At 40.8% G+C, this 22369-nt stretch carries 13 protein-coding genes; 4 read left to right on the top strand and 9 right to left on the bottom strand.

Annotated features, from left to right (window positions below):
• Nucleotides 1-3 precede the first annotated feature (3 nt).
• From rfaD to lepA, 8 genes are all read right to left on the bottom strand, one after another.
• Entirely contained in the window at nt 4-969 is a 966-nt protein-coding gene (gene rfaD, locus BFP97_RS18560) for an ADP-glyceromanno-heptose 6-epimerase (RefSeq protein WP_069843855.1), read from the bottom strand.
• Between the two features lie 78 nt (nt 970-1047).
• Complete coding sequence (locus BFP97_RS18555) at nt 1048-4338, bottom strand: VCBS repeat-containing protein (RefSeq protein WP_069843854.1); 3291 nt, start codon at nt 4336-4338, stop codon at nt 1048-1050.
• Nucleotides 4339-4428: 90 nt separating this feature from the next.
• Complete coding sequence (locus BFP97_RS18550) at nt 4429-5916, bottom strand: RagB/SusD family nutrient uptake outer membrane protein (RefSeq protein ID WP_069843853.1); 1488 nt, start codon at nt 5914-5916, stop codon at nt 4429-4431.
• 30 nt (nt 5917-5946) lie between these two features.
• Nucleotides 5947-9012 carry a SusC/RagA family TonB-linked outer membrane protein gene (locus BFP97_RS18545; protein ID WP_069843852.1) on the bottom strand — a complete coding sequence of 1022 codons (3066 nt, stop codon included), beginning with the start codon at nt 9010-9012 and terminating at the stop codon, nt 5947-5949.
• 318 nt (nt 9013-9330) lie between these two features.
• Nucleotides 9331-11205 (bottom strand): OmpA family protein, encoded by a 1875-nt coding sequence (locus BFP97_RS18540; RefSeq protein ID WP_069843851.1) that lies wholly within the window; start codon nt 11203-11205, stop codon nt 9331-9333.
• 2 nt (nt 11206-11207) lie between these two features.
• Entirely contained in the window at nt 11208-11819 is a 612-nt protein-coding gene (locus BFP97_RS18535) for a 7-carboxy-7-deazaguanine synthase QueE (RefSeq protein WP_069843850.1), read from the bottom strand.
• A 39-nt stretch (nt 11820-11858) separates the two neighbouring features.
• Nucleotides 11859-12740: a bifunctional methylenetetrahydrofolate dehydrogenase/methenyltetrahydrofolate cyclohydrolase FolD gene (folD, locus tag BFP97_RS18530; protein WP_069843849.1), complete on the bottom strand. Its 882-nt coding sequence runs from the start codon at nt 12738-12740 to the stop codon at nt 11859-11861.
• Nucleotide 12741: 1 nt separating this feature from the next.
• Entirely contained in the window at nt 12742-14529 is a 1788-nt protein-coding gene (gene lepA, locus BFP97_RS18525; protein ID WP_069843848.1) for a translation elongation factor 4, read from the bottom strand.
• 75 nt (nt 14530-14604) lie between these two features.
• Here lepA and BFP97_RS18520 point away from each other — a divergent pair, with 75 nt between their 5' ends.
• The 4 genes from BFP97_RS18520 (at nt 14605) to BFP97_RS18505 (ending at nt 21006) form a co-directional block, all read left to right on the top strand.
• Complete coding sequence (locus BFP97_RS18520) at nt 14605-15132, top strand: DUF4924 family protein (RefSeq protein WP_069843847.1); 528 nt, start codon at nt 14605-14607, stop codon at nt 15130-15132.
• On the top strand, nt 15116-16207 hold the full coding sequence (locus BFP97_RS18515) for an AraC family transcriptional regulator (protein ID WP_069843846.1): 1092 nt from the start codon (nt 15116-15118) through the stop codon (nt 16205-16207). Before BFP97_RS18520 ends, BFP97_RS18515 begins: the two co-directional genes overlap by 17 nt.
• 89 nt (nt 16208-16296) lie before the next feature.
• Nucleotides 16297-18174, top strand: a complete 1878-nt coding sequence (locus tag BFP97_RS18510) for a serine hydrolase domain-containing protein (protein WP_069843845.1) — start codon at nt 16297-16299, stop codon at nt 18172-18174.
• 216 nt (nt 18175-18390) lie between these two features.
• A complete protein-coding gene (locus tag BFP97_RS18505) occupies nt 18391-21006 on the top strand; it encodes a hypothetical protein (protein WP_221406618.1) in 2616 nt (871 codons plus the stop codon).
• A 72-nt stretch (nt 21007-21078) separates the two neighbouring features.
• Here BFP97_RS18505 and BFP97_RS18500 read toward each other — a convergent pair whose 3' ends face one another.
• Nucleotides 21079-22362: a metal-dependent hydrolase family protein gene (locus BFP97_RS18500; protein WP_069843843.1), complete on the bottom strand. Its 1284-nt coding sequence runs from the start codon at nt 22360-22362 to the stop codon at nt 21079-21081.
• Between the last annotated feature and the right edge of the window lie 7 nt (nt 22363-22369).

The following is a 22369-nucleotide window of genomic DNA, read 5'->3' as shown; positions in this document are numbered from 1 at the left end:
CTCTTAATACTTTAAATTTTCCTGTAGGTAGTTTCCAACATAATCCTCAATACCCTCTTCGAGGGATGTAAACTCACGATTATAACCAATCGATTTTAGTTTACTCATGTCTGCCTCTGTAAAGTATTGATACTTCTCTCTAATGTCTTCCGGTGTATCAATAAAGTCGATATCCTCTTTCACATCCAAGGCTTTAAATACGGCCTTGGTCAAATCTAAGAATGTTCTCGCCTTCCCGCTCCCTAGATTATAAATACCTGAATTCCTTCTGTTATGCATCAAAAAACAACAGACTTCAACGACATCTTTAACGTAAACAAAATCACGCATTTGTTCACCATTCTTGAAATCTGGATTATGAGATCTAAACAATCTCATGCCATTTGTCTTTTTTATCTGATTGTAAGCATGAAACACCACAGAAGCCATTCTTCCCTTATGATATTCATTTGGACCATAGACATTAAAGAACTTTAATCCTGCCCAGAATAAGGGTTGGGTTTCCTGTTTCAAGGCCCATTTATCAAACTCATTTTTTGAAACACCATATGGGTTTAGTGGTTCTAGCTGAAATGGCTGATCATGTGAATCATTATAACCATGGGCTCCATCACCATAAGTAGCTGCTGACGATGCATAAACCAATGGTATTTGGTGTGTAATACACTTCTTCCAAACGTTCTTGGTATAGTCAGTATTAAGGCGGTCTAAAAGCTCAGTATCGAACTCAGCAGTGTCAGTTCTAGCTCCTAGGTGGAAAATGAACTCAACTTTGGAACCATTCTCATCCAACCAATCAATGAAAGACTCACGACTGATATTATGAAGAAGTTTCTTCCCAGTTAAATTCTTGTTTTTTTCCTGATTCTCGAATAGATCAACAGCAACAATATCATTGAAGCCCTCAGCATTCAGCTTCTCGATAAGGCAACTTCCAATAAAGCCAACAGCACCAGTTACAACAATCATTTCTTTAATGGATTAGACAGCAAATATAATCTATTGAATCAAAAAGGTCTGTTTTAAGAGTCAAAAGGTCTGCAGCTATTATTTCGTTTCAGGCAAAGTTCCTTGTGCATTTAAGGCAAATGAAAGTGCCTTATCATTATTCCTAAACACGAACAAATGAGGGACACCTCTATAGTCAAAAGCCTCAAGGGATGTCACATCACCCTGAAAGAGTAAACCGGACTCTACTTCATCAACTACTTCAAAATCGGCATTCCCCTTTCCTAAAAGTAAAACGGATGCCTGGGCGTCCTGATTACCCGAAAAAACTTCTGGAGCCGATGAATTGCCACCTAAAATAATGTCTAGAATACCATCTTCATTCACATCTAAAACCTGAATAGCGTGCACTGATGAGAATTGGGCTTGATAAGGCAGTTCTTTCAATTGAAAGTTCCCATTTCCATCATTTAAAAAGAGTGAAGTCTCAAAGTGTTTAGCTCGTAGGGTATAGGCCTGATCATAAGCTGACTGATCAAAAACATCCTTTTTCTCCGCCTCGGCATAACTGATATTAGAAGTAAACTTCTTCCTTATCAGGCTGACTTGTTGTGCCAGGGTGGTCAAATCATGAATGAGATATTCCTTACCATTGACAAAGTAGCCTATTACCGGGTCTAACCTTCCGTTCTGATCATAATCATAAGCATAGACTGTTAACGGCTCGTCAGCACTCGCCTTGTAGCGACTGTTTAAGCCCAAGTTTCCAGCAATGATATCCAGATCGCCATCATCATCAACATCTGCAACTTCCACACTATTCCACCAACCTGAATAATCTGCTAATCCATTCAGGCCATTCATAGACTTTAACTCACCCTGTTTCCATTCAAAAACTTCAATAGAAAGGTACTCTCCTGTTACAATTAGCTCTTTTTGACCATCACCATTTAAGTCAGCCCAAGTAGCGTCTTTAAGCATGCCTAGTTTCTGAAGTTCCGGGGCTTTCTCACCAATAACGTCTTTGAATTGCCCATTCTCATTTTCAAGTAATTGACCAGTACCTGGCATGGGGTAACGACTAGGTGTGAGCCTGCCGGCTATGAAAAGGTCAATATCTCCATCGTTATCGTAATCATTGGCGGCAACTTTCGCAGTGCTGAAACGTGCTTCAGGTAACCTGCTTAAGTCTAACTTAAAGTTGCCGTTTCCTGAGTTAATGTAAAGTCGGTCTTGATAGCGCGAATCACCATCGGGAAATTCGTTGCTTCCACTGGCAATGTAAAGGTCTTGATCTCCGTCATTGTCGATATCAAAGAATAAGGCATCAGTGTCCTCTGGTACAGTGCTGCCTTCTAGTTCAACCTGTTCAAAGCCTCCCGTTCGAGTTTGAATAAACATTAATGAAGGTGAACCGGCTGATCCAGTTATTAGCAGGTCTGTTCTCCCATCATTATTGACATCGCTTGACGCAGTAGCAGGTCCTTCTGTAGAAAGTTTGTGTGGAAGTAAAGCCTCCCTTTTGAAGTCAACAAAGCCGGACTCGACATGTTTATACTGAATTTCTCGCTGTTCAAAAAGTGCCGTATTACTCTTAGGGGTTGAATTCAATACTAAGCTTTCGGCTTTATCGATATCGAGCGTTTGATTCACCTCAATGTTAGTGAATGATTCGGTAGTATTATCAGGCCATATGACTTTGAGTGTATCCACTAATGAAACTTTCCCCAGACCAAAGTGAGCAACTGGCTCTATAGATGACTGAAAGCCTCGGGTTACACTAATCTCTGAAGCAAAAGATTGATCAGCTACTTTGAGCTCTACTCTGGCCCCAACAGCCCTCGTAGTATTCCCATCAACCGTAAGTCTTACCCTCAAGAAAGAAGTACTATCCATCTGAATAGTCCTGTTCTCATAAAGGAACGACTCTTGATTGAGGTTACTCGTAATAATGTCTAAGTCTCCGTCATTATCAAGATCCGCATAAGCGGCACCCGTAGAGAAACTCGGTTGGCTTAGCCCCCAATCCGAAGTAATGTTCTCAAATTTCAGCTCACCTCTATTCAGAAAAGCGTAGTTTGGAGTCATCTCACCTTCTAGCTTCTCCAAGGCAGTCGCCACTATCTCTGACTGAGACTTTCCTTGTCCTTTTTGTGTCTCGCTGACTATATAGTCTCTAAAGTCAATGTCTGTTACATCTTTGACGTAACCGTTGGTGATGAAGACGTCTTTCAAACCATCATTATCAAAGTCTGCCGCCAGAGGGCTCCAGCTCCAATCAGTTGTATGAATACCGGCATAGGTGCCAATTTCTTTGAACCTTCCTGACTGGCTATTCAATTGAAGTGAGTTCCTCATGTATTGAGAAGTATAACCTCTCTCAATAAGAATTTGCTGCCTATCATAGTTTAAGCCACTGAGTAATTTCTTTTGCCTTCGATTGTCCTCGGGCAACATATCTACCTGTACGATGTCAGGAAGTGCGTCATTGTTAAGGTCTGCCATGTCGATACCCATACCAAAATTACTGGTATGTGCAAAGTAAGCTGAGAGTTGGTCCGTAAAAGTACCGTCTTGGTTGTTGATGTAAAGGTTATCATCGAAGACAAAGTCGTTGCTCACGTATACATCTAACCAACCATCTTCATTAAAGTCAGCAATGTTAATACCCAAGCCATAACCCTCATAAACTATCCCTGCTTCATTAGTGACGTCAATAAACTTACCATTCTCATTTTTGTATAGCCTGTCATTGCTCTTCGATTTACCACCAGAAGTTTTCGGACGAATTACATTTGGATCCTTATCAGGATTATTCTCATAATTGATCATGAAAACATCCAGGTCTCCGTCATTATCGTAATCAAAGAAGCTACTATGTGTTGTTAAACTTGGGTCGTCCAGACCATACTCAACTGAAGACTCGGTAAAACTGAGATCCCCATTGTTTATATAAAGCTTATTCCTTGTATCTCTGTCTTTCTCCAAGCCACCAATACTCAAGTAGATATCCTCGAAACCATCGTCATTTATATCCACTATGGTCACGCCATGTATCCAAGCTTTGGTATCTATACCTGATTTATACGTGATATCGGTAAAGTCAAAACTTCCCTGATTCAGAAAGAGCTTACTTGGCACCATGTTGCCAGCCATAAAGATATCCTGAAGCCCATCACCATTAAAATCACCTATACCGACTCCTGATCCATTGTAGATATATAAGAAGTGATATGCATTTAACTCATTGCTTTCTGATATAATGTTTTCAAAAGAGAAGCCAGAGTTTCTATTAACTAATTGAAAACGTGTATCGATTGATGATTTTTCTTCGCACGTAGTGCAGAAAAGTAGTAATAGAAGAAAAATTGGGAGATGTAGTCTATTCATAATTCAACTTGAATTCCAAAATTGACCAAATAGTCTAAAAAAAGAAAACCGTCCCTTTCGGGACGGTTTTAAAACTATATTATATGATTTCTATTGTTCTGGCTGGTTACCACCGAACGTATAGAAAGGTAATCCGAAGATTGAAAGCTCATCTGCAGGCACTGGCATGTGTCTAGCAGTTGCTGGCTCTAGGTAGTAAAGGTTAGTCGCATCAGTGTTACCTGCTGGAGTTACCATTCTTCTAAAGAACCATACGTTACATGATCCATGCCAAGTAAACTCAACAATTCTCTCGTACGTAATCGCATTCAATAAATCAGCATCACTTTCCGCACCAGTAAGTGGAGCGAGTCCACCTCTAGTTACACGAGTATTATTGATAATATTCGCTGCATCAGTCTTGCTGCCACCTGTTCTGATAAGAGCCTCAGCACGCATCAAGTCGTTCTCAGAAGTAGTCAAGAAATCCATAGGATCAGTGAAACCAGCTCTGAAAGACTCATATCTACTGTAATCATAGTTTGAGAAGAAGTAATAACCTCTAGCTGCTGAGAAATCAACACTCGCACTATAAGTAAAGTCAGAAGTTACACGGTTGTCATCTGGTGTGGTAATTTCAGGGAAAGTGTTCACACCATCAGGCCATGGGTAAGGTACTTCAGCTTCAGGCTTAGTAGGGTTCATCAATTTGATAACCTTCTGGCTTACTCTCATCCATCCACCATCTTGGCCTTGGATAAGCATTCTGTGCCACCAGTTGTTACCAGCGTCACCGATTGGAGATAACCCAACATCTGCAGCAGTAGCATTAGTCAAAACTCTGTTCCAATCAACAGAAGCAGCCTCACCAGAGTTTCTAGCTTGAGCCATTTCGAACTTAGCAATAAAACCTCTTAAGATATCAGCAGCATCGTCACCAGTAAAGCTCAAACCGAACCATCCGTCCATTACAAAGCTAGATCCAGAGAACAATGCAACAGCCTCTTCTAGCTTAGCGATAGCCGCATCATTAACATCTCCATAAGCGCTAAATGTTAGAGCAGATGGATCTGAGTTCTCATCTACGATATACGCCTGGTCAAACAATAGAGATAAATAACCTAACGCTAAACCTTGAACAGCCTTAGCATTCGCTATTGTCTGTTGCGTAACGTCATTACCAGTTCCATCAGGAACCACAATAGTAGGATCATCCGCAAGGATAGACAAAATACTATTGACAGGACCCAAAGTTGCATAAAGGTTGTTCCAAGGATTTCTCCAAGTACCTCTGTTACCATAAGTCAAGTTGTTCTGTAGAGCAGCTCTTGGGATAGTACCCATATCTCTAGCTCCCCAGTTACCCCAAGACATTGAAGGTCCCTGTGCCATTACACTTATTGGCATGTTTGGCTGACTCAGCTGAATTGCACGCCAGAACGATGTATAAGCACCGTTAATACTCGCAGGATACTCAGCAGGGTTCGCCAAAAGAGTCGCCCTATCAGGAGCATTGAGGTTTTGCACCTCCAAGTCTTCACAACCCATGATAAAGGTTGTGAAAGCTGCTGCTAGAATAAATAATTTATATTTTTTCATGTTTCTATTTTTTCTGTTTTGTAGTAAAACTTAGAAAGTCAAATCGATAGATCCAGTAAATGATCTCACTAGTGGATAACTGAAGTTATCAACTGGAGCCTGCAAGTTACCTACTTCAGGATCGAAGCCAGTGTAATCACTGAACAGTAATAAGTTTCTACCAATCACAGACAGTTTAGCTGACTTGAAGATATTACCTAAGCCCATTCTATCTAAAGCATTCTTATTGATAGTATAGTTAATAGCAAGCTCAGCAAGTCTTGTATTAGTAGCATCTTCTAAATAGAAGTCGTTAGATCTGTTAACGTTGTAGATAGACAAGTAGTATGCTGTAGTCTTCTTAGAACCATCAGCTACACCAGCCTGATCAAACATTGGGTGTAACAAATCACGAGATAACCACTGGTTACTTTGGTTGTAGATCAAACCACCGCTTTGGTGCGTCCACAACATATAAACACTAAGATCTTTGTATCTGAAAGTAGTGTTTAGACCTAAGTTGAAATCAGGAGTAGCGTTTCCTAACAAGATGTCATTCAACACAACGCCATTTTCATCAGTCTTTCTTAAAACAGACTCTTGAGCCGTTCCGATAGAAGCTGTGTGTACAACAAAGCCATCTGAATTAACAGAGTAATCAGCCAATACACCATCTTGTCTGAAAGGATCGTTCAGTACGAATCCGCTAGCATCAGTAGTGAGCTCTCCTAAAGTACGAGCATACTGCTCACCATAGATGTCACCAATTTTAGATCCCTCTCTCCAGATGTTCAAACCAACAACTTGGTCTCTTCTGTCGAACTCAGTGATCTCACCTTGGAATCTGTCAAATACTAACCCGAAAGTCAATCCTACTTTATCAGTCTTAATTGCCTCGTAATCCAAAGTCAACTCAATAGAGTTACCTTCAACAGTACCAGCATTTGCAATTTGGCTACTGAAGCCACCAGAAGCGGCACCAGAGATAGGCACAGTAAGGATTTGCTTTTCTGTTACCTGATTAGAGTAAGACAATAAAGCCGAGAATTTATCTAAGAAATCAGCTCTCAATGAGATTTCATACTCAGTAGTAATTGAGTTCTGCAAGTTTGAGTTACCCAAAGTACCATTTGCACTAATTGCACCAGCAGTTACATTGAAACGCTCATATTGGTCTGCAAAGTTAGGTCTGTTACCTGAAGTACCGTAAGAACCTCTTATAGAAAGCTCTTGGAAACCAGGAATATCTACATCTTCAGAAATTCTATAGTTGAAAGAACCTCTGAAGAATGTCTGCCATCTTTGGTCTGCACCAAATAGAGACACGCCTTCATATCTAACGATAAGGTCAGCAATGTACTTGTTTTGGTAATCACCTGAGATTGCACCTGCAAAGTTATGAGCAGTAATTTGAGACTCACTAGAAGTAAGCGGGTTAGTAGTCAAGAAGTTGTTATAAGTCCTGATACCACTAGCTTGCTGATCCTGAGCAGAAAGACCCCATCCTTCAGTTTGGTTGTCCTCATACTGATAGAACACTCTAGACCTTAAGTTCCAATCGCCAAAAGCTTTGACATACGAAAGTGTAGTTGTAGAGATAATAGCAGTTTGCTCGTTGAAAGAGTCAGATCTCTGACCCAAGCCTGGGTTGTTACCAGCAGAAATGTCTAAGTGACCCTTAGGAAGGTAAGTGAAAGTATGGTTATCACTTCTATCCATAGAGATCGCATACTCAGCATTTAAGCCATCCGCAATTTCATAATTCAATCTAATGTTAGCCAAGAATCTGTTTTGTCTGAAATCGTCAGTCAACCTACTTAAAGTATAAAGTGGGTTAGATTCTGAGTTAGAGAACTTGTTAACATTCCATCTGTAAGGAGTACCATCAAAGTTATCTTCAGTCAAGTCAGCAGAAGGATCCATCATGAAAAGGTTTCTTAAAGTACCTCTAGTACCTAATCCACCAGTGTAATTCAAATCTCTCTTTCTGATACCATATAATGTACTTACAGAAAGTTTTAATTTATCAGTAATGTTCTGATCAAGGTTAACTCTAATATTCTGACGCTGAGCACCATCATTCATTGGTACAACCCCACCAGTCAATGTGTTTTCAAAAGATACAGCAATGTTACCAGAACCGTAATTTGAAGTTAATTGAAGGTAAGAAGTCCAGAAACTAGTTCCTGTAAAGAATTGATCTAAGTGATCAACAGTACCGTTAGGGAAAGGGTTATCCTGAAGCAAATCTGGATCATCTTGTCCTAATGCAAAACCGTTAGGGTCACTTGCAGTAACAATAGAACCATCAGGGTTCATTTCGAAATGATGAGAACCTGTTTTCTCAGGAGCTCTTGAGTTATACAGTGACTCAGCACCAAACTCATTTCTGAACCTGAAGTTCATACCATTTACTTTATCACCTCTACGTGTTCTAATCGCAACTACACCATTTGCAGCACGTGAACCGTAAAGTGAAGCAGCAGAAGCACCTTTCAATACCTCGATACTCTCAACATCTTGCATATTGATATCAGAAAGAGCACCTTCAATTAAGATACCATCAACAACAATCAAAGGATTGTTTGAAGTTCTCAACTGGTTGGCACCTCTAATTTGGAAAGTAGGGTTAGAAAGTGGGGCACCACCTTGTCTTACCTTAACACCAGCAACCTTACCTCTTACGGCAGAACCAGCATTAGCTTGAGGAACCTGTTGGATAAGATCCTCTTTCACTTTACTCACAGAGAATGCAAGCTTTTTCTCTGGCGTTGCAGCAGCAACACCCGTTACAACCACCTCACCAAGTGAAGTAGCATCTGGTACTAGCGTTATATTAATCACAGATTGATTGCCAATTGCAACCTCTTGAGTAACATAACCTAGGAAACGGTACACTAGAGTACCACCACTGGAAGGAACACTTATAGAGTAAGTTCCGTCAGCATTTGTAGGTACACCTTGCGTAGTACCCTTCAAAAAGATAGATACCTGAGGAAGTGGCAGTCCATCATCTGAACCAGTCACTTTACCAGATACTGTCCTGTTCTGGGCTAGTGCTGAGGTTGTTAAAACCGCAAACACGAGCATGACAAGAGTCAGTAAAATTCTCTTCATTTTGCTTTCGTTTTAGTTTAATTGATGAATAATTAATTTGTTTAGAAAGTCAAACATAAAATAAAATGTCATCATTTAATAACAATTGCCAAATAAATTTGATGACATCAGAACACCTCTGAATGTCCTTTTTTATGTGTTTAAACGGTTTTTCTGCGTATTTAAGAATTTTGTTTGGTTGAGTAAGGGTAAACCAATTTTGAGGAAATCCGTAGTGTGAAATGCACGTCAAATACAAGCCTAACCCCAAACTTTTTTCGTACAAGCTCGTAAAAGGCCTATGTTACGTTAATATTAAGTCAGATGGTTGCATTATTTTTAGAATCTGATGACCTTAAATTCGATCCTTCTATTCTTTTGACTATCGATTGCGCCATTTTCATTCTTTAACGGACGTTCTTCTCCATATCCTTTAAAAACCAAATTTTCTTTGGCAACACCTTTTTTAAGTAAATAGAGATAAACCGCCTTAGCCCTTTCCACTGAAAGCGTCATATTGTCAATTCCTTCTCCAATTTTATCAGTATGTCCACCGATCTCAATGATTAACTGAGGGTTATTGAAAATAGTAGTTACAACGGCATCTAGAACCGCATGACTGGAAGTTTTGATTTGAGAACTTCCGAAGTCAAAATTGATCATTCCAAACTCTATCAATTCACCTTCATCTATCGGCTCCAGGGTTATCTTCCTGGCTGATGAATTCTTTAACTCTTTAAGATCAGTAATCTTAGTCAGGAAACCTTCTGCCCGGGTATTCAAGAAGACGGAGTCTTTTGAATCAAGAAACCTGAATACTCCATTGCCTACTTTTGAGATCAGAAACTCTTTTGCCCTTCCATCACTCAGGTTTCTATCCATAAAAACATTTGCATCAGGGATTGACTGACCAGTGACCTTATTAACCACCATAATTTCGATAATCTCCACCTGGTGGGAAGCTAGAACTTCTTCAGGGACTCGAAACCTATTTAATCTAATCTTACCACTCTGGTCTGATGAACTGTAATAGGCCCAGCCTTGTGGACTAATACTGTAACCCACCTGATCAAAAGCATCATTGATCGGGTAGCCTAAATTCTCTGGTTCACTCCAAGAGTTACCGTCATGATTGGAAACAAAGAGGTCCAAGCCACCCATACCAACTCTTCCCTTAGAGGCAAAAAACAAAGAACTATTATCCGCATATATATATGGGGATACATCATCGTAAACCGTATTGATTTTGGGCCCTAGATTCTCTGCCCTAGTCCAATCCTGGTCGATACGCTGGCTCATCCAAATATCAGACCCACCAATTCCACCCGCTCGTTTACTTACGAAATAGAGGGTAGTCCCATCTCTACTCAACGAAGGCTGCGAGTCCCAATCTCGACTATTTACTTCAGACCCGAGTATTTCTGGCGCTGCCCACTCCCCCTCCTCGAGGTAACTAATATATAAATCACAACTGCCTATATTACCCGGGACATTACATGCTGTAAAGACCAAGGTATTTCCATCCAATGAAATTGACGCTGCACCTTCGTTTCTATCTGTATTGATTCTTGAAGAAATTGACTTTGGTTTGGTCCACTTGCCATTAATAAAGGTGCTCGAGTAAAGATTCTCCCCTCCATTCCCTCTGTCTTCCCTAACTGTAAATACAAGTTGCTCGGCAAGTGTAATGGAGGGAAAGTATTGACGATCAAATTGATTCAGTGGTTGAGGCAACTCTTGAAAATCAATTGACATTGGGTCACTCACTTGACTCAACGAAAACTGGACAGACTCCTTCAATTTTGATATGACTGCAATCGGCAATCCATATACTTGTCCTTCAATGGACTCAATTAATGTTCGAGCCTTCTCATAATTCCCCAACTCATACTGGTAATTGGATTGATCGGAAAATATTCTATTAATGAATTCTTGATCTAGTTCAGACTGATATTTCTGCAATACTTCCTCTGACTTTGCAATTTTATCACGCCTTAGATATACCTGATGGAGTAACAATACAGCCTCATCAAAACTCTTATCCCTTTTTAGAGCGGAAAGCAACAATTGCTCGGACTCATACAGATTACCTATCGTACTAAGTTCCCTAGCGCGATTAAAGCTCTCAATGGCCTTCTTTTTTTTAGAATGTAGAGATTGAGCCGATAGGCTTTGAATAAAAAGAACTAAAACAAGGGCTATAACCGATCGCAACACTATGGAATATTCATAAACTTATGTGTTTGTAGCGAAATTTTCCACTGCGGGTTGTCTTTTACATAGTCTATTATCTGAGGGAGTATAACTTCCTGCTTATCCCACTCGGGTTGAAGGTAGAGTAAACAATCAGGGTTAACTCTTGCTGCGTGCTCCTCCGCCCATTCAAAATCACTCTTGTTGTATACCACTACCTTGAGCTCATCAGCCATTCGATAAAACTCATCCCGCGGTTTCATGAATTTCTTGGGAGAAAAACATATCCAATTCCAGTCACCACTTAAAGGGTGGGCGCCTGAAGTTTCAATATTAGTCTGTAGTCCTTGTACTTTTAGTTCATGGGTCAACTTGGCGAGGTCGTACATCAAGGGTTCACCACCTGTCACCACTGCCAACCTAGTTGGATATTCTTTGGCATTACTTACAATCTCATCAACAGATTGCTTCGGCCATTGAGAAGCGTCCCAAGAATCCTTAACATCGCACCAGACACATCCGACATCACAGCCTCCAAGTCTAATAAAGTAAGCGGAATTCCCTGAGAAGTGTCCTTCTCCCTGAATGGTATAGAATGCCTCCATCACCGGAAGGCCATTGGTTTCTTTTGTCATAGTCAATTTTTTAAAGCAGGTGTTGAAACTGCTATCGGTTTAAACCAACTTTTGATTGGCCAAGTATGTATTCCAAAGTAAAGAAGCTATGGTCATTGGACCAACTCCCCCGGGCACCGGAGTTATATGACTACACTTGGGTGCAACCTCATCAAATCTGACATCCCCTTTTAACTTAAAACCAGATTTAGTCTTATCAGAAGGAACTCTATGAATTCCCACATCAATTACGATTGCTCCTTCTTTCACCATATCTGCAGTGACAAATCCTTCGCGACCAATGGCCACAATAAGAATATCGGCAGACGCACAAATTTCTTTTAAGTTTTGAGTTCTACTGTGACAAAGGGTTACCGTTGCATTACCCGGATTGGAATTTCTCGACATCAAAACGCTGATAGGTGTTCCAACCGTGTGGCTTCTCCCTATCACAACACAATGCTTACCTGAAGTCTCAATTCCATTTCGCTCCATCAAGAGCATCATACCTTTTGGAGTAGCAGGCAAAAGCGTTGGTAAGTCCAGTAGCATCTTTCCGAGATTTGACGGATGAAAACCATCCACATCTTTCTCTGGTAAAATGGCTTCGACCACTTTATGCTCATCAATCTGCTTTGGCAATGGTACTTGCACGATGAAACCATCAATTTCAGGATCGTTATTCAACCGATCAACGGTCGCTAGTACCTCTTCCTCTGAAGTCTCTTCAGGTAAATGGATTAATGTAGAACCGAACCCTATTCTCTCACAAGCTTTAACCTTGGCATTTACATAGGTTCTACTAGCCCCGTCTTCGCCCACTAAAACTGCAGCAAGGTGAGGCACTCTACCACCTTGAGATTTGATTTCTTCAACCTTATCAGAAAGCTCATCCTTTATAGACTGAGCAGTAGCTTTTCCATCGAGTAATTGATATGCCATATTAGTCCAATTTTAACACTGCCATGAAGGCCTCCTGTGGTATCTCCACATTACCCACCTGGCGCATTCTTTTCTTACCTTTTTTCTGCTTTTCAAGCAACTTTCGCTTACGCGTGATATCACCTCCATAGCACTTGGCCAAAACATTCTTTCTGAGTGCTTTTACCGTCTCACGTGCTATGATTTTTGTGCCAATAGAGGCCTGAATAGCAATTTCGAACATCTGTCTAGGTAGAAGCTCTCTTAGTTTTTCACACAGTCTTTTACCCCAGTCATAGGCCTTATCACGGTGTACGATAGCCGATAATGCATCAACTTTTTCACCATTCAATTGGATGTCTAATTTGACCAAGTTTGACTGCCTAAATCCAATCAGTTCATAGTCTAAAGAAGCGTAACCTCTGGAGATAGTTTTTAGCTTATCAAAGAAATCAAAAACGATCTCGGCCAAAGGCATTTCGAAGGTCAATTCCACGCGATCAGATGTCAAGTAAACTTGATTAGAAATCTGACCTCTTTTATCAATACAAAGGCTGATTATTGGCCCCACATATTCGGCTTTAGAAATGATCTGGGCCCGTATAAATGGTTCCTCTAAATGCTGTGTAATATTGGCTTCCGGAAGCTCCGAAGGAGCATTCACCAATTGCAATGAACCATCAGTCATAATCGCATGAAACTGCACCGAAGGGACAGTTGTAATCACAGTCATATCGAACTCACGTTCTAGCCTCTCTTGCACAATTTCCAGGTGTAGCATTCCTAAGAACCCACATCTAAAACCAAAACCTAAAGCCGCTGAAGTTTCAGGTTCCCAAACGAGTGAAGCATCATTAAGCTGAAGCTTTTCCATGGAGGCCCGAAGTTCTTCAAATTCAGAGGTCTCAACAGGATAGATACCCGCAAAAACCATCGGTTTTACATCCTCAAAACCCTTGATTAATTCCTGAGTCGGGTTTTCTACATGGGTAATAGTATCACCCACTTTCACTTCTTTGGCTACCTTGATTCCAGAGATCAAGTAGCCTACATTACCAGCGCTAATCTCTTCTTGTGGGTCTTGGTTTAGCCTTAGAATGCCGATCTCATCGGCATTATATGTCTTGCCAGTATTAACAAACTTAATTCGGTCACCTTTTTTGATACTGCCATTAAAAACACGGAAAATAACCTCAATGCCACGATATGAATTAAATACTGAATCGAAAATCATGGCCTGCAATGGCTCATTTGGATCACCTTTAGGGGCTGGCACTTTCTCTATGATGGCTTCCAGAATGTCTTCTATACCAATCCCCTCTTTTCCACTGGCGTGAATCACGTCCTCTGGATCACAACCCAAAAGCTCAACCACTTGGTCAGTCATTTCTTCGGGCATAGCCCCAGGCAAGTCAATCTTGTTGAGCACTGGTATAATTTCCAAGTCATGCTCCAGTGCTAAATAAAGGTTCGAAATTGTCTGAGCTTCAACACCTTGAGAAGCATCAACAATCAGCAGGGCTCCTTCACAGGCTGCTATCGATCGGGATACTTCATAGGAAAAATCCACATGACCTGGAGTATCAATCAAGTTAAGTGTATACTCCTCTCCTTTGTATTTATAGTTCATCTGGATCGCGTGCGATTTGATCGTAATTCCACGCTCTCGCTCCAGGTCCATATCATCTAATAGCTGATTTTGCATATCGCGATCACTCACAGCACCAGTCTGTTGTAACAGCCTGTCTGCCAAGGTACTCTTGCCATGATCAATGTGTGCGATAATGCAGAAATTCCGTATTCTCTCCATGCTTTCTTAAAGAACTGCAAAAATAGAAAAAAGTGGATCATTTGCTTTGAAGGGATAACCTTTAATTTTGCGGCTATGTTATTGGCAGACAAGAAAAAGAAGGCAAACATTTCGGAGTACATCATCTACATGTATCAGACCGAACTCTTGGTTAGGAACTTTGAATTTGACATCGAAAAAATCAAGGTGCATGTTTTTGGCAATATCCCAGATGCGAAAATGAGCCAGGAAACAAAAATGGAGATTCTAGATTGGTACAGTCAGGTGATTGATGAAATGAGAGTAGAGGGACTTGAAAAAGAAGGCCACCTCTCTTATGTTCAAGATGAAGTTCAAAGACTGAGTGATTTAAGTCTTAAACTACTTGCCAATGATCATGACTACCAGGCACTTTTTAATGCCGCCAGACCTGCCATAAGAGAAAATATTCTCGCTTCTGAAGGACTCGTTTCAAGCCCTATTCAATCCTGTTTGAATGGTGTCTTTGGGCTTTTATTAGCACGAATGAAAGGTAGTCAGGTTGAGAAAGAACAGCTAGAATCGATAGAACATTTCGGTAATGTTTTATCGTATCTTAGTTATCAGTATGGAAATAAACAGTAGTTATTTCAGTTACCTATTTGCTTTTGGTTTTGGGCAGTCGCTCTTATTAACAGCTGCTCTTTTAAAGAGCAGTCAGCGAAGGTCTATAACTCGTATCTTCTTCCTGATGGTTCTGATCATCATGGCAGTAGAGATTCTATATGGGCTGCTTTATCAGACTCAAAGTATCTTTGACTTTCCGCACCTGTTAAGGATTAACACCTTTCTTGTAATGTCATTTGGGCCAGCTCTATACCTTGCCCTTTACTATTATTATAAGAGCGAGATTAATTTCGGCAGGCGAGACTTACTTCATTTTATACCTGCGTTAATCACTTTACTCTACTTCATTCCTCTCTTTTCAGCCAACAGTTCTACCAAAATTGACTACCTGAATATGATGTACGAAGGAGTTCATACAGATTCGCTAATATTTGGAGGCGCCAGACGTCTTCAACAAGGGGTCTATCTGTTCTTTGTGATTCGTTTACTCTGGATCAACAAGCAGGATTTTCAGGACAACCTTAAAAACAACTATTTCCGTCCCTTATTGGCCATGATACTCCTATTCGGGTTTATGTGGTTAGGTGATATCTATCGCTACTTTTTCAGGTTCGACTTGTACACGGGTATTATCAATACGATCTTGATGAGTGCCGTATTAGTTTATCTCACCATAAAGTTCATCTCTAGAGAATCTTTCTTTGATGGCAATAGCGATAGAAAATATGCCTCCTCTGGGCTCTCCAAAAGTCAGGAAAAGGAAATTCTGACTAAGGTTAAGCAAATCTTTCTTGATGAAAGTCTCTTCACAGACTCATCGCTTTCACTACAGTCTCTTTCTACAGCGCTACAGATTCCGGCTAATTATATTTCTCAATCCATCAACAATCAATTGGGTTTGAGCTACAGTGACTTCATTGGTCAATGGAGGGTAAATAAGGCAAAGGACCTTCTCCAAGACCAGAGCAACCATCGATTAACGTTAGAGTTCATCGGGAAACAAGCTGGGTTTAAATCCACTTCTGCCTTTAATGCTTCATTCCGAAAAAATACAGGAACAACTCCAAGCCAATACCGCAAACAATTCGAATAAGTTTTGCCCAAATTGTAATTCCGGTAAAACAGAAGCCAAAAAATCCATCTAGTTGTATTTCGACATAGTAAAATTGTGAAAGCGTTATTATGAAAACCTATTTGATCGGTATCTGTGGGTTCTTCCTAGTCTTTCAATCATTTGGACAAAGGTTTGAGCCAGATACCGCTAGCATGCCTGACTTTATTGATTCACTCTTTGAACAGGGAATTGCCGATCGACTCGTGCCTGGCGGAATTGTGGGCATTATTCAAGGCGGAAAGTTGGTACATGGTCGGGCCTATGGACTTGCCGATATCAGCACCACAAAACCTGTGGATTTTGAAAATACACGCTTCCAACTAGGCTCAGTCGGAAAACTCCTCACAACAATTGCAGTACTTAAAGAAGTCGAGGCCAAAAGATTGGATCTGCACCGAAGTGTCAATGATTATCTGAGTGAATTTCAACTAACAGGCCCAGGCAATGACAATGTGACTCTTCATCATTTACTTACCCATACGGCAGGATTTAATGAGCGCATCATTGGTTATGGGACATCGAGCATCGAGACGATAGAACCACTCACTGAACATCTTAAACGTAGAATTCCATCGCTTTACACGGCTCCGGGGAGTGAAATCAGTTATTCAAATTACGGCTTCGGTTTAGCAGGCCACTTGGTGGAACTCAGCAGCGGACAGGAATTCAAACATTATATTCAGAAGGAGGTACTGGATGTACTAAACCTCAATTCTGCGACATACGAAATAGCCGAGTCAACTGACGGAAGTTTTGCCGCTGGTCATCAAACAGGTAATATCCATAAGAAAGTGAGATCATTTCCCAGGCATGTTGTGCCTGCTGGAAGTATTTCGGCAACTGGCAAAGACCTGGTCAAATTAGTCCGCTCACTGCTAGCCGAAGACGAAAGATTACTCAATAAAGAAAGCTATCAACTCCTTAAGCAGGAACAGTTCTCCGCAAACCCTTTGCTCAAAGGTCATGGATATGGTACTGAAATACAAAGTTTTAATGGCCATTTTGGAGTAGGCAAGGCGGGCAATATTCCAGGGTTTCTAGCCTATCTAGTGCTGTTCCCTCAGTACGACTTTGGAATCTTCGTTGCCGTGAATACAGAAACAGACAACTTCCTTGAATCCTTCACTAAAGCTTTCAAAGACCGATTCTTTCCAGCACTTAGTAAGGATTTCGAACCAACCATAACATTGCCAGACCTTTCTCCTTTTGCTGGGGACTTTCGAGCCAATAGATACAACCGGAATACTATTGAAGATCTATTTGGCTTGATATTGGGCAGTATTACTGTTTACAATGATTCAGATAGCTTACTGCGATTATTTCAAAATGGTCGATGGCAATACTATCAGCCCATAGACAAATTCACCTTTCAAAACACCACTCAACCAGACCTCTATCTGGTCTATGAAGAGGTCAATGGGTCGATTCAGAAACTTCACCGAAATATTGAAGTCGGTGGATTCAGAATTCCGTTGACCTTAGAAAAAGTACCATGGTATCGGACCGTTCATTTTATCAATGAATATGCCGCGATATTCCCATTGTTCAACTTGAGCTTCCTTTTGTTTCCCTTTGGTTGGCTAGTCGTCTGGTTGGTCAGAAGATCAAAACCGCAATTCATGAGGGGTAAATTGCTAAACCTCTCAACAAGGCTCACCTTTCTAACATTTACATTGCTGACACTCATAAATGCTATAATGTTTATTAAACTACTGAGAATAGGTGAAGACTTAATTTTTGGTGTCCCTAATCAGATTCTCACTTTACAGCTCGGAAGCTTTCTATTCCCTGTAATTCTGTTGATCATGACGTACAGACTTTTCAAATGTTGGAAAGCGTACGAAGGAACGATCGGCTCAAGAATCTATCTTAGTATATATCTATTCTCTGCTGGCGTCTATGTGACCATTCTACATCAGTGGCACTTTATCGGGATTAACTTCTAGTGAATTGCGTGAAACAACCTTGTATTTTTAGATCGAAGATGATGTTTTAATTAATAGTATAATTTTGACAATATTTTTCCTTTAAAGAGGTTCATAGATTAGATCTCACAACTTCGACCATTGAGCCTCAAAATTATATTGCCCCCCTATAGAACAAGCTTTTTCTGGTTTGCTCTTGTTTTACGCTTGTTTCTCCCACAGGACATCGAAGCTCAGGTGATAGAAAAAAGTTACCTCTCCACGGACAAGAACATTTATGCACCCAATGACACTATCTGGTTTAAATCTTATGTTTTTGATGAAACCAATAAACTGTCTGATCAGAGTATCTCATTTAAACTAGGGCTTGGCACCAATCAAGGAGAAAAACTACATGAATCTTCATGGCAAATCATTGAAGGTACTGCTGAGGGCTGGTTGCTAGCTCCGAGGGAGGAAGGACAGTATGTATTGCTTGCCTTCAGCGGGCAAATGATCGGAGCTTCAGCCGACACGGCATTCACAAAGCGGTTTTATGTGCGCTCAGAACTTGTGGATGAAGTACTAGTAACTGCAAATCAAATTGAGCCAATAACAATTGCTGAAAGGGTACTGAAGCTCGACATCACATCGATGATCAACCGGAACAAGCCCTCAGCTAAGCTTCGTTTAAAGTATGAATTGGTTTCTTCAAATGGCCTTGAAAAAACCGGTAGAATGAGAACTGATGAGGAAGGAAAGTTAGCATTCGAATTGGATAAGTTCCCACTCGGCCTATCTGACCCTAGGATTCTCATAAGCAGTGAAGATAAATCTCTGACTCGAGCGATTAACCTCACCCTGCCTATTGAAGTTGAACAGCAACCGATAGACCTTCAATTCTTTCCAGAGGGTGGCCACCTCATACAAGGGGTCGCCAATAATCTCGCTTTTAAAGCGATGTCTGGCCCTCAAGAAACGATCGACATTACCATGGTCATCAAAACAATGCAAGGAGAAATCGTTGATACTGTCTCTAGCTATTATAAGGGTATGGGCCAGTTTTCGTTGATACCAGGATCGCAAGAACTTCAAGCTCAGATTATTTCCCCTTTTCAGCTAGAAGGGCTTTACAAGTTACCGATTGCCAAAGAACAAGGTGTAGCCATAAGCTTAGTCAAGCAGCCAGAAACAAAAGAACTCATCAGACTTATACCTTCTTCCGGTGCTAGGGGAACTGACTTTGTGTTGGAACTAAATCAGTTTAGCAATCCGCTAATCAGGCTCAATGTAAAGCTGGACCATAGGCAATTCCTGGAATTACCTACCGAACTCCTCGCCTCAGGTTTAGCCCGTGCTACTCTGTATACCAAAGAGGGTGAACCCTTGGCCGAAAGACTATTTTTTCATCATGGCGATAAAGAGATAGACTTCAAACTCACTTTTGATAAGGCTAGTTACGGGCCGCGAGAAGAAGTAAAAGTGAAAATCGAGGCTAGTGATCGAAATGGAAACCCGGTCAAATCAAACTTCTCCTTTTCGGCTATTGATTTTGATCGAACCAGAGGGCCAGCAGACGATACACCCAACCTGATGACGCATATGCTACTCACTTCTGAACTGGTAGGTCACATTCCCACCCCTAATTTCTATTTCTCTGACGCGCCAAAGGCCATGGAGGCCTTAAACCTAGTAACCCTTACTAACGGCTGGCGCAAACTTGTTCCAAGCAGGTTTGATGACCCTGAGGCTATTTCCGGGTCCATTCTATTTAACAACAACAAGCGAAAGAAAATTGGCGACAAGCCCATCAACGTTATGGACCTGCAAACCTTTAATATCGAAAGCTTCGCCTTTGATAAGGACAAAACCTTCGAAATTCCCTCCTCGTTTCTAAAGTACAAAGGAGACTCTATATTGATCAGTAGTGTAACCAAAAACAAAAAGGACAGATTCAGTATTCAGTTAAATGACAGTTCAAGGATCGCATCAATTGATCTATTCAAGACTTTAACTTCCAAATTCAAGGACAAGCTCATCAAAGACAAGTTATACTACCCTCAGTACAAACTGGCGGAAGATCGATTTAACAACGTACTCTTGCTCAATAGTGTGACAGTGGAATCTAACAGCCTTGATTTTGGAACTTGCAAAATCGCGGACTTTCAATTTGAAAAACCATGGAAAACCAAGCTTGTCGATGAACTGGACCTAAGCAACAATAGCATTAGAAATCAAATCTTGATGTTTGATAGGACGATTAACAGAATAGGCGATCTGAGAGCAATGAGCAGAATAGGTAGTGGAATTGCAGCCGAAGACGTTCTAATTTCATCAAATACAAGAAGAGCCGGCTCAGGGAGTCTAGGTTTTAAATTTGAGGTTCCGATTGAAGTTTTTATCAATTGTGAAAAAATCCCTTTTATAAAATATACTACTCCTCCATATGACTTTCAAGTAGGTAAAACATTAGATGCTATTGACTTTTCAAACTTGAAGGCAATCTCTTACAAACGAAGTGACTCTGATTTCGAATTATCTCAACTAATGATTTACACTGAAAAAGAAGAAATCATTTACAAACCCACCTTTAGAAAGCATAGGGTTATCAAACCCTTTGAAGACTATACCAGAGAATTCTACGCTCCAAAATACATCACTAAAAAACAAAGAAACGATCCTGTTCCTGACCTGAGAACGACTTTATTCTGGCAAGCTAATGTCGTAACTGATGAAAAGGGTGAAGCAGAAATCTCTTTTTACAATGCCGATCGACCTAACAGAATTCAAGTCACTGTGGAAGGAGTTGATACTCAAAGCAGAATTGGTTTCTCCCAGATCATCTATCAGGTAAATGAGAAGCAAGACAACTAATTATCACTTTTGAGGTACAATGGACAGAAAATACACCTTCAATAGGTTAGCATACAAAGTGAACGGACTTAATTAGTCCTTGTAAACCACCCCACCCTTCATTACGAATTTAACCTTCGTCATATTTGATATATCTGTTAGTGGGTTACCCTCTACGGCAATAATATCAGCCACTTTACCAATTTCAATGCTTCCGTATTGATCGTCAATTCTTAAAAGTTGTGAGGCCGTCATTGTAGCGGACTTTATCGCTTCCATTGGAGCCATACCTGCTTCTACCATATACATGAACTCTTTACCGTTTTCTCCATGCGGAAATACTCCAGCATCTGTACCAAACGCTATTTTCACACCTCTTTTGTAAGCTTCTCCAAAAGTACCTTGAATCTTAGGCCCTACTTCTAAGGCTTTGGGTACTACTACCGCTGGAAAATATCCCGGAATCTGAGCTTTTTCGACCACAAACTTACCTGCAGAAATAGTCGGGACATAGTAGGTCCCTTTTTCAATCATAAGATCCATCGTACGTTGAGACATGAATGTTCCATGCTCAATGGAGTTAATCCCTGCCAAAACAGCTCTATACATACCCTCATCTCCGTGGGCATGAGCAGCAGTAACAAAGCCATACTCTTCGGCAGTTTCAACAATCCCCTTCAACTCGTCCATTTTAAACTGTGGACCCTGCCCATCCTTAGCCACTGAAAGCACACCGCCAGTGGCTGTAATTTTAATTACATCCGCCCCATTCTTATAGCGCTGTCTGATTGCCTTTCTAGCATCTGCTTCACTGTTAATGACACCTTCTTTAGGTCCCGGGTCTCCCAAAAGAGCTATTTTTCCACCATTTGTAGGGTCTCCATGTCCACCAGTGGTGGCAATAGTTTTCTCAGCAGTATAAATCCTAGGACCTTTTACTTTACCTGCATTAATCGCCTTTTTCAAAGCCACGTTAACACCACTTCCTCCTAAATCTCTTACTGTAGTAAAGCCAGCCATCAAGGTCCTTTCGGCATAGACTTGCGCATTATAGGCCACATCTGCCGGATTTAACGTATACGACTCAACCTGTCTCGCAGGACTGTTCTGATGTTCTATATGCACATGCATATCCATGAGGCCAGGCATCACTGTTTGCTGCTTAAGATTTATGACTTTGTCATTTGACCCCCCTCGTGTGAAACCACTTTCTATGGCCACTATCTTATTTCCTTCAATAATTACTGAGACTTGGGAACGGATATCATCTGTTTTACCATCGATCAGGTTACCACAATGAAGTATGGTCCGCTGGGCAAAGGAAGTTGCGCAAGAAAAAAAGACTAGAGAAAATGAGATTAAAAAATGCTTTAACATGACATTG

The sequence above is a fragment of the Roseivirga sp. 4D4 genome (genome assembly GCF_001747095.1).
Lineage (GTDB): Bacteria > Bacteroidota > Bacteroidia > Cytophagales > Cyclobacteriaceae > Roseivirga.
This window is presented reverse-complemented; position numbering and strand designations above follow the sequence as displayed.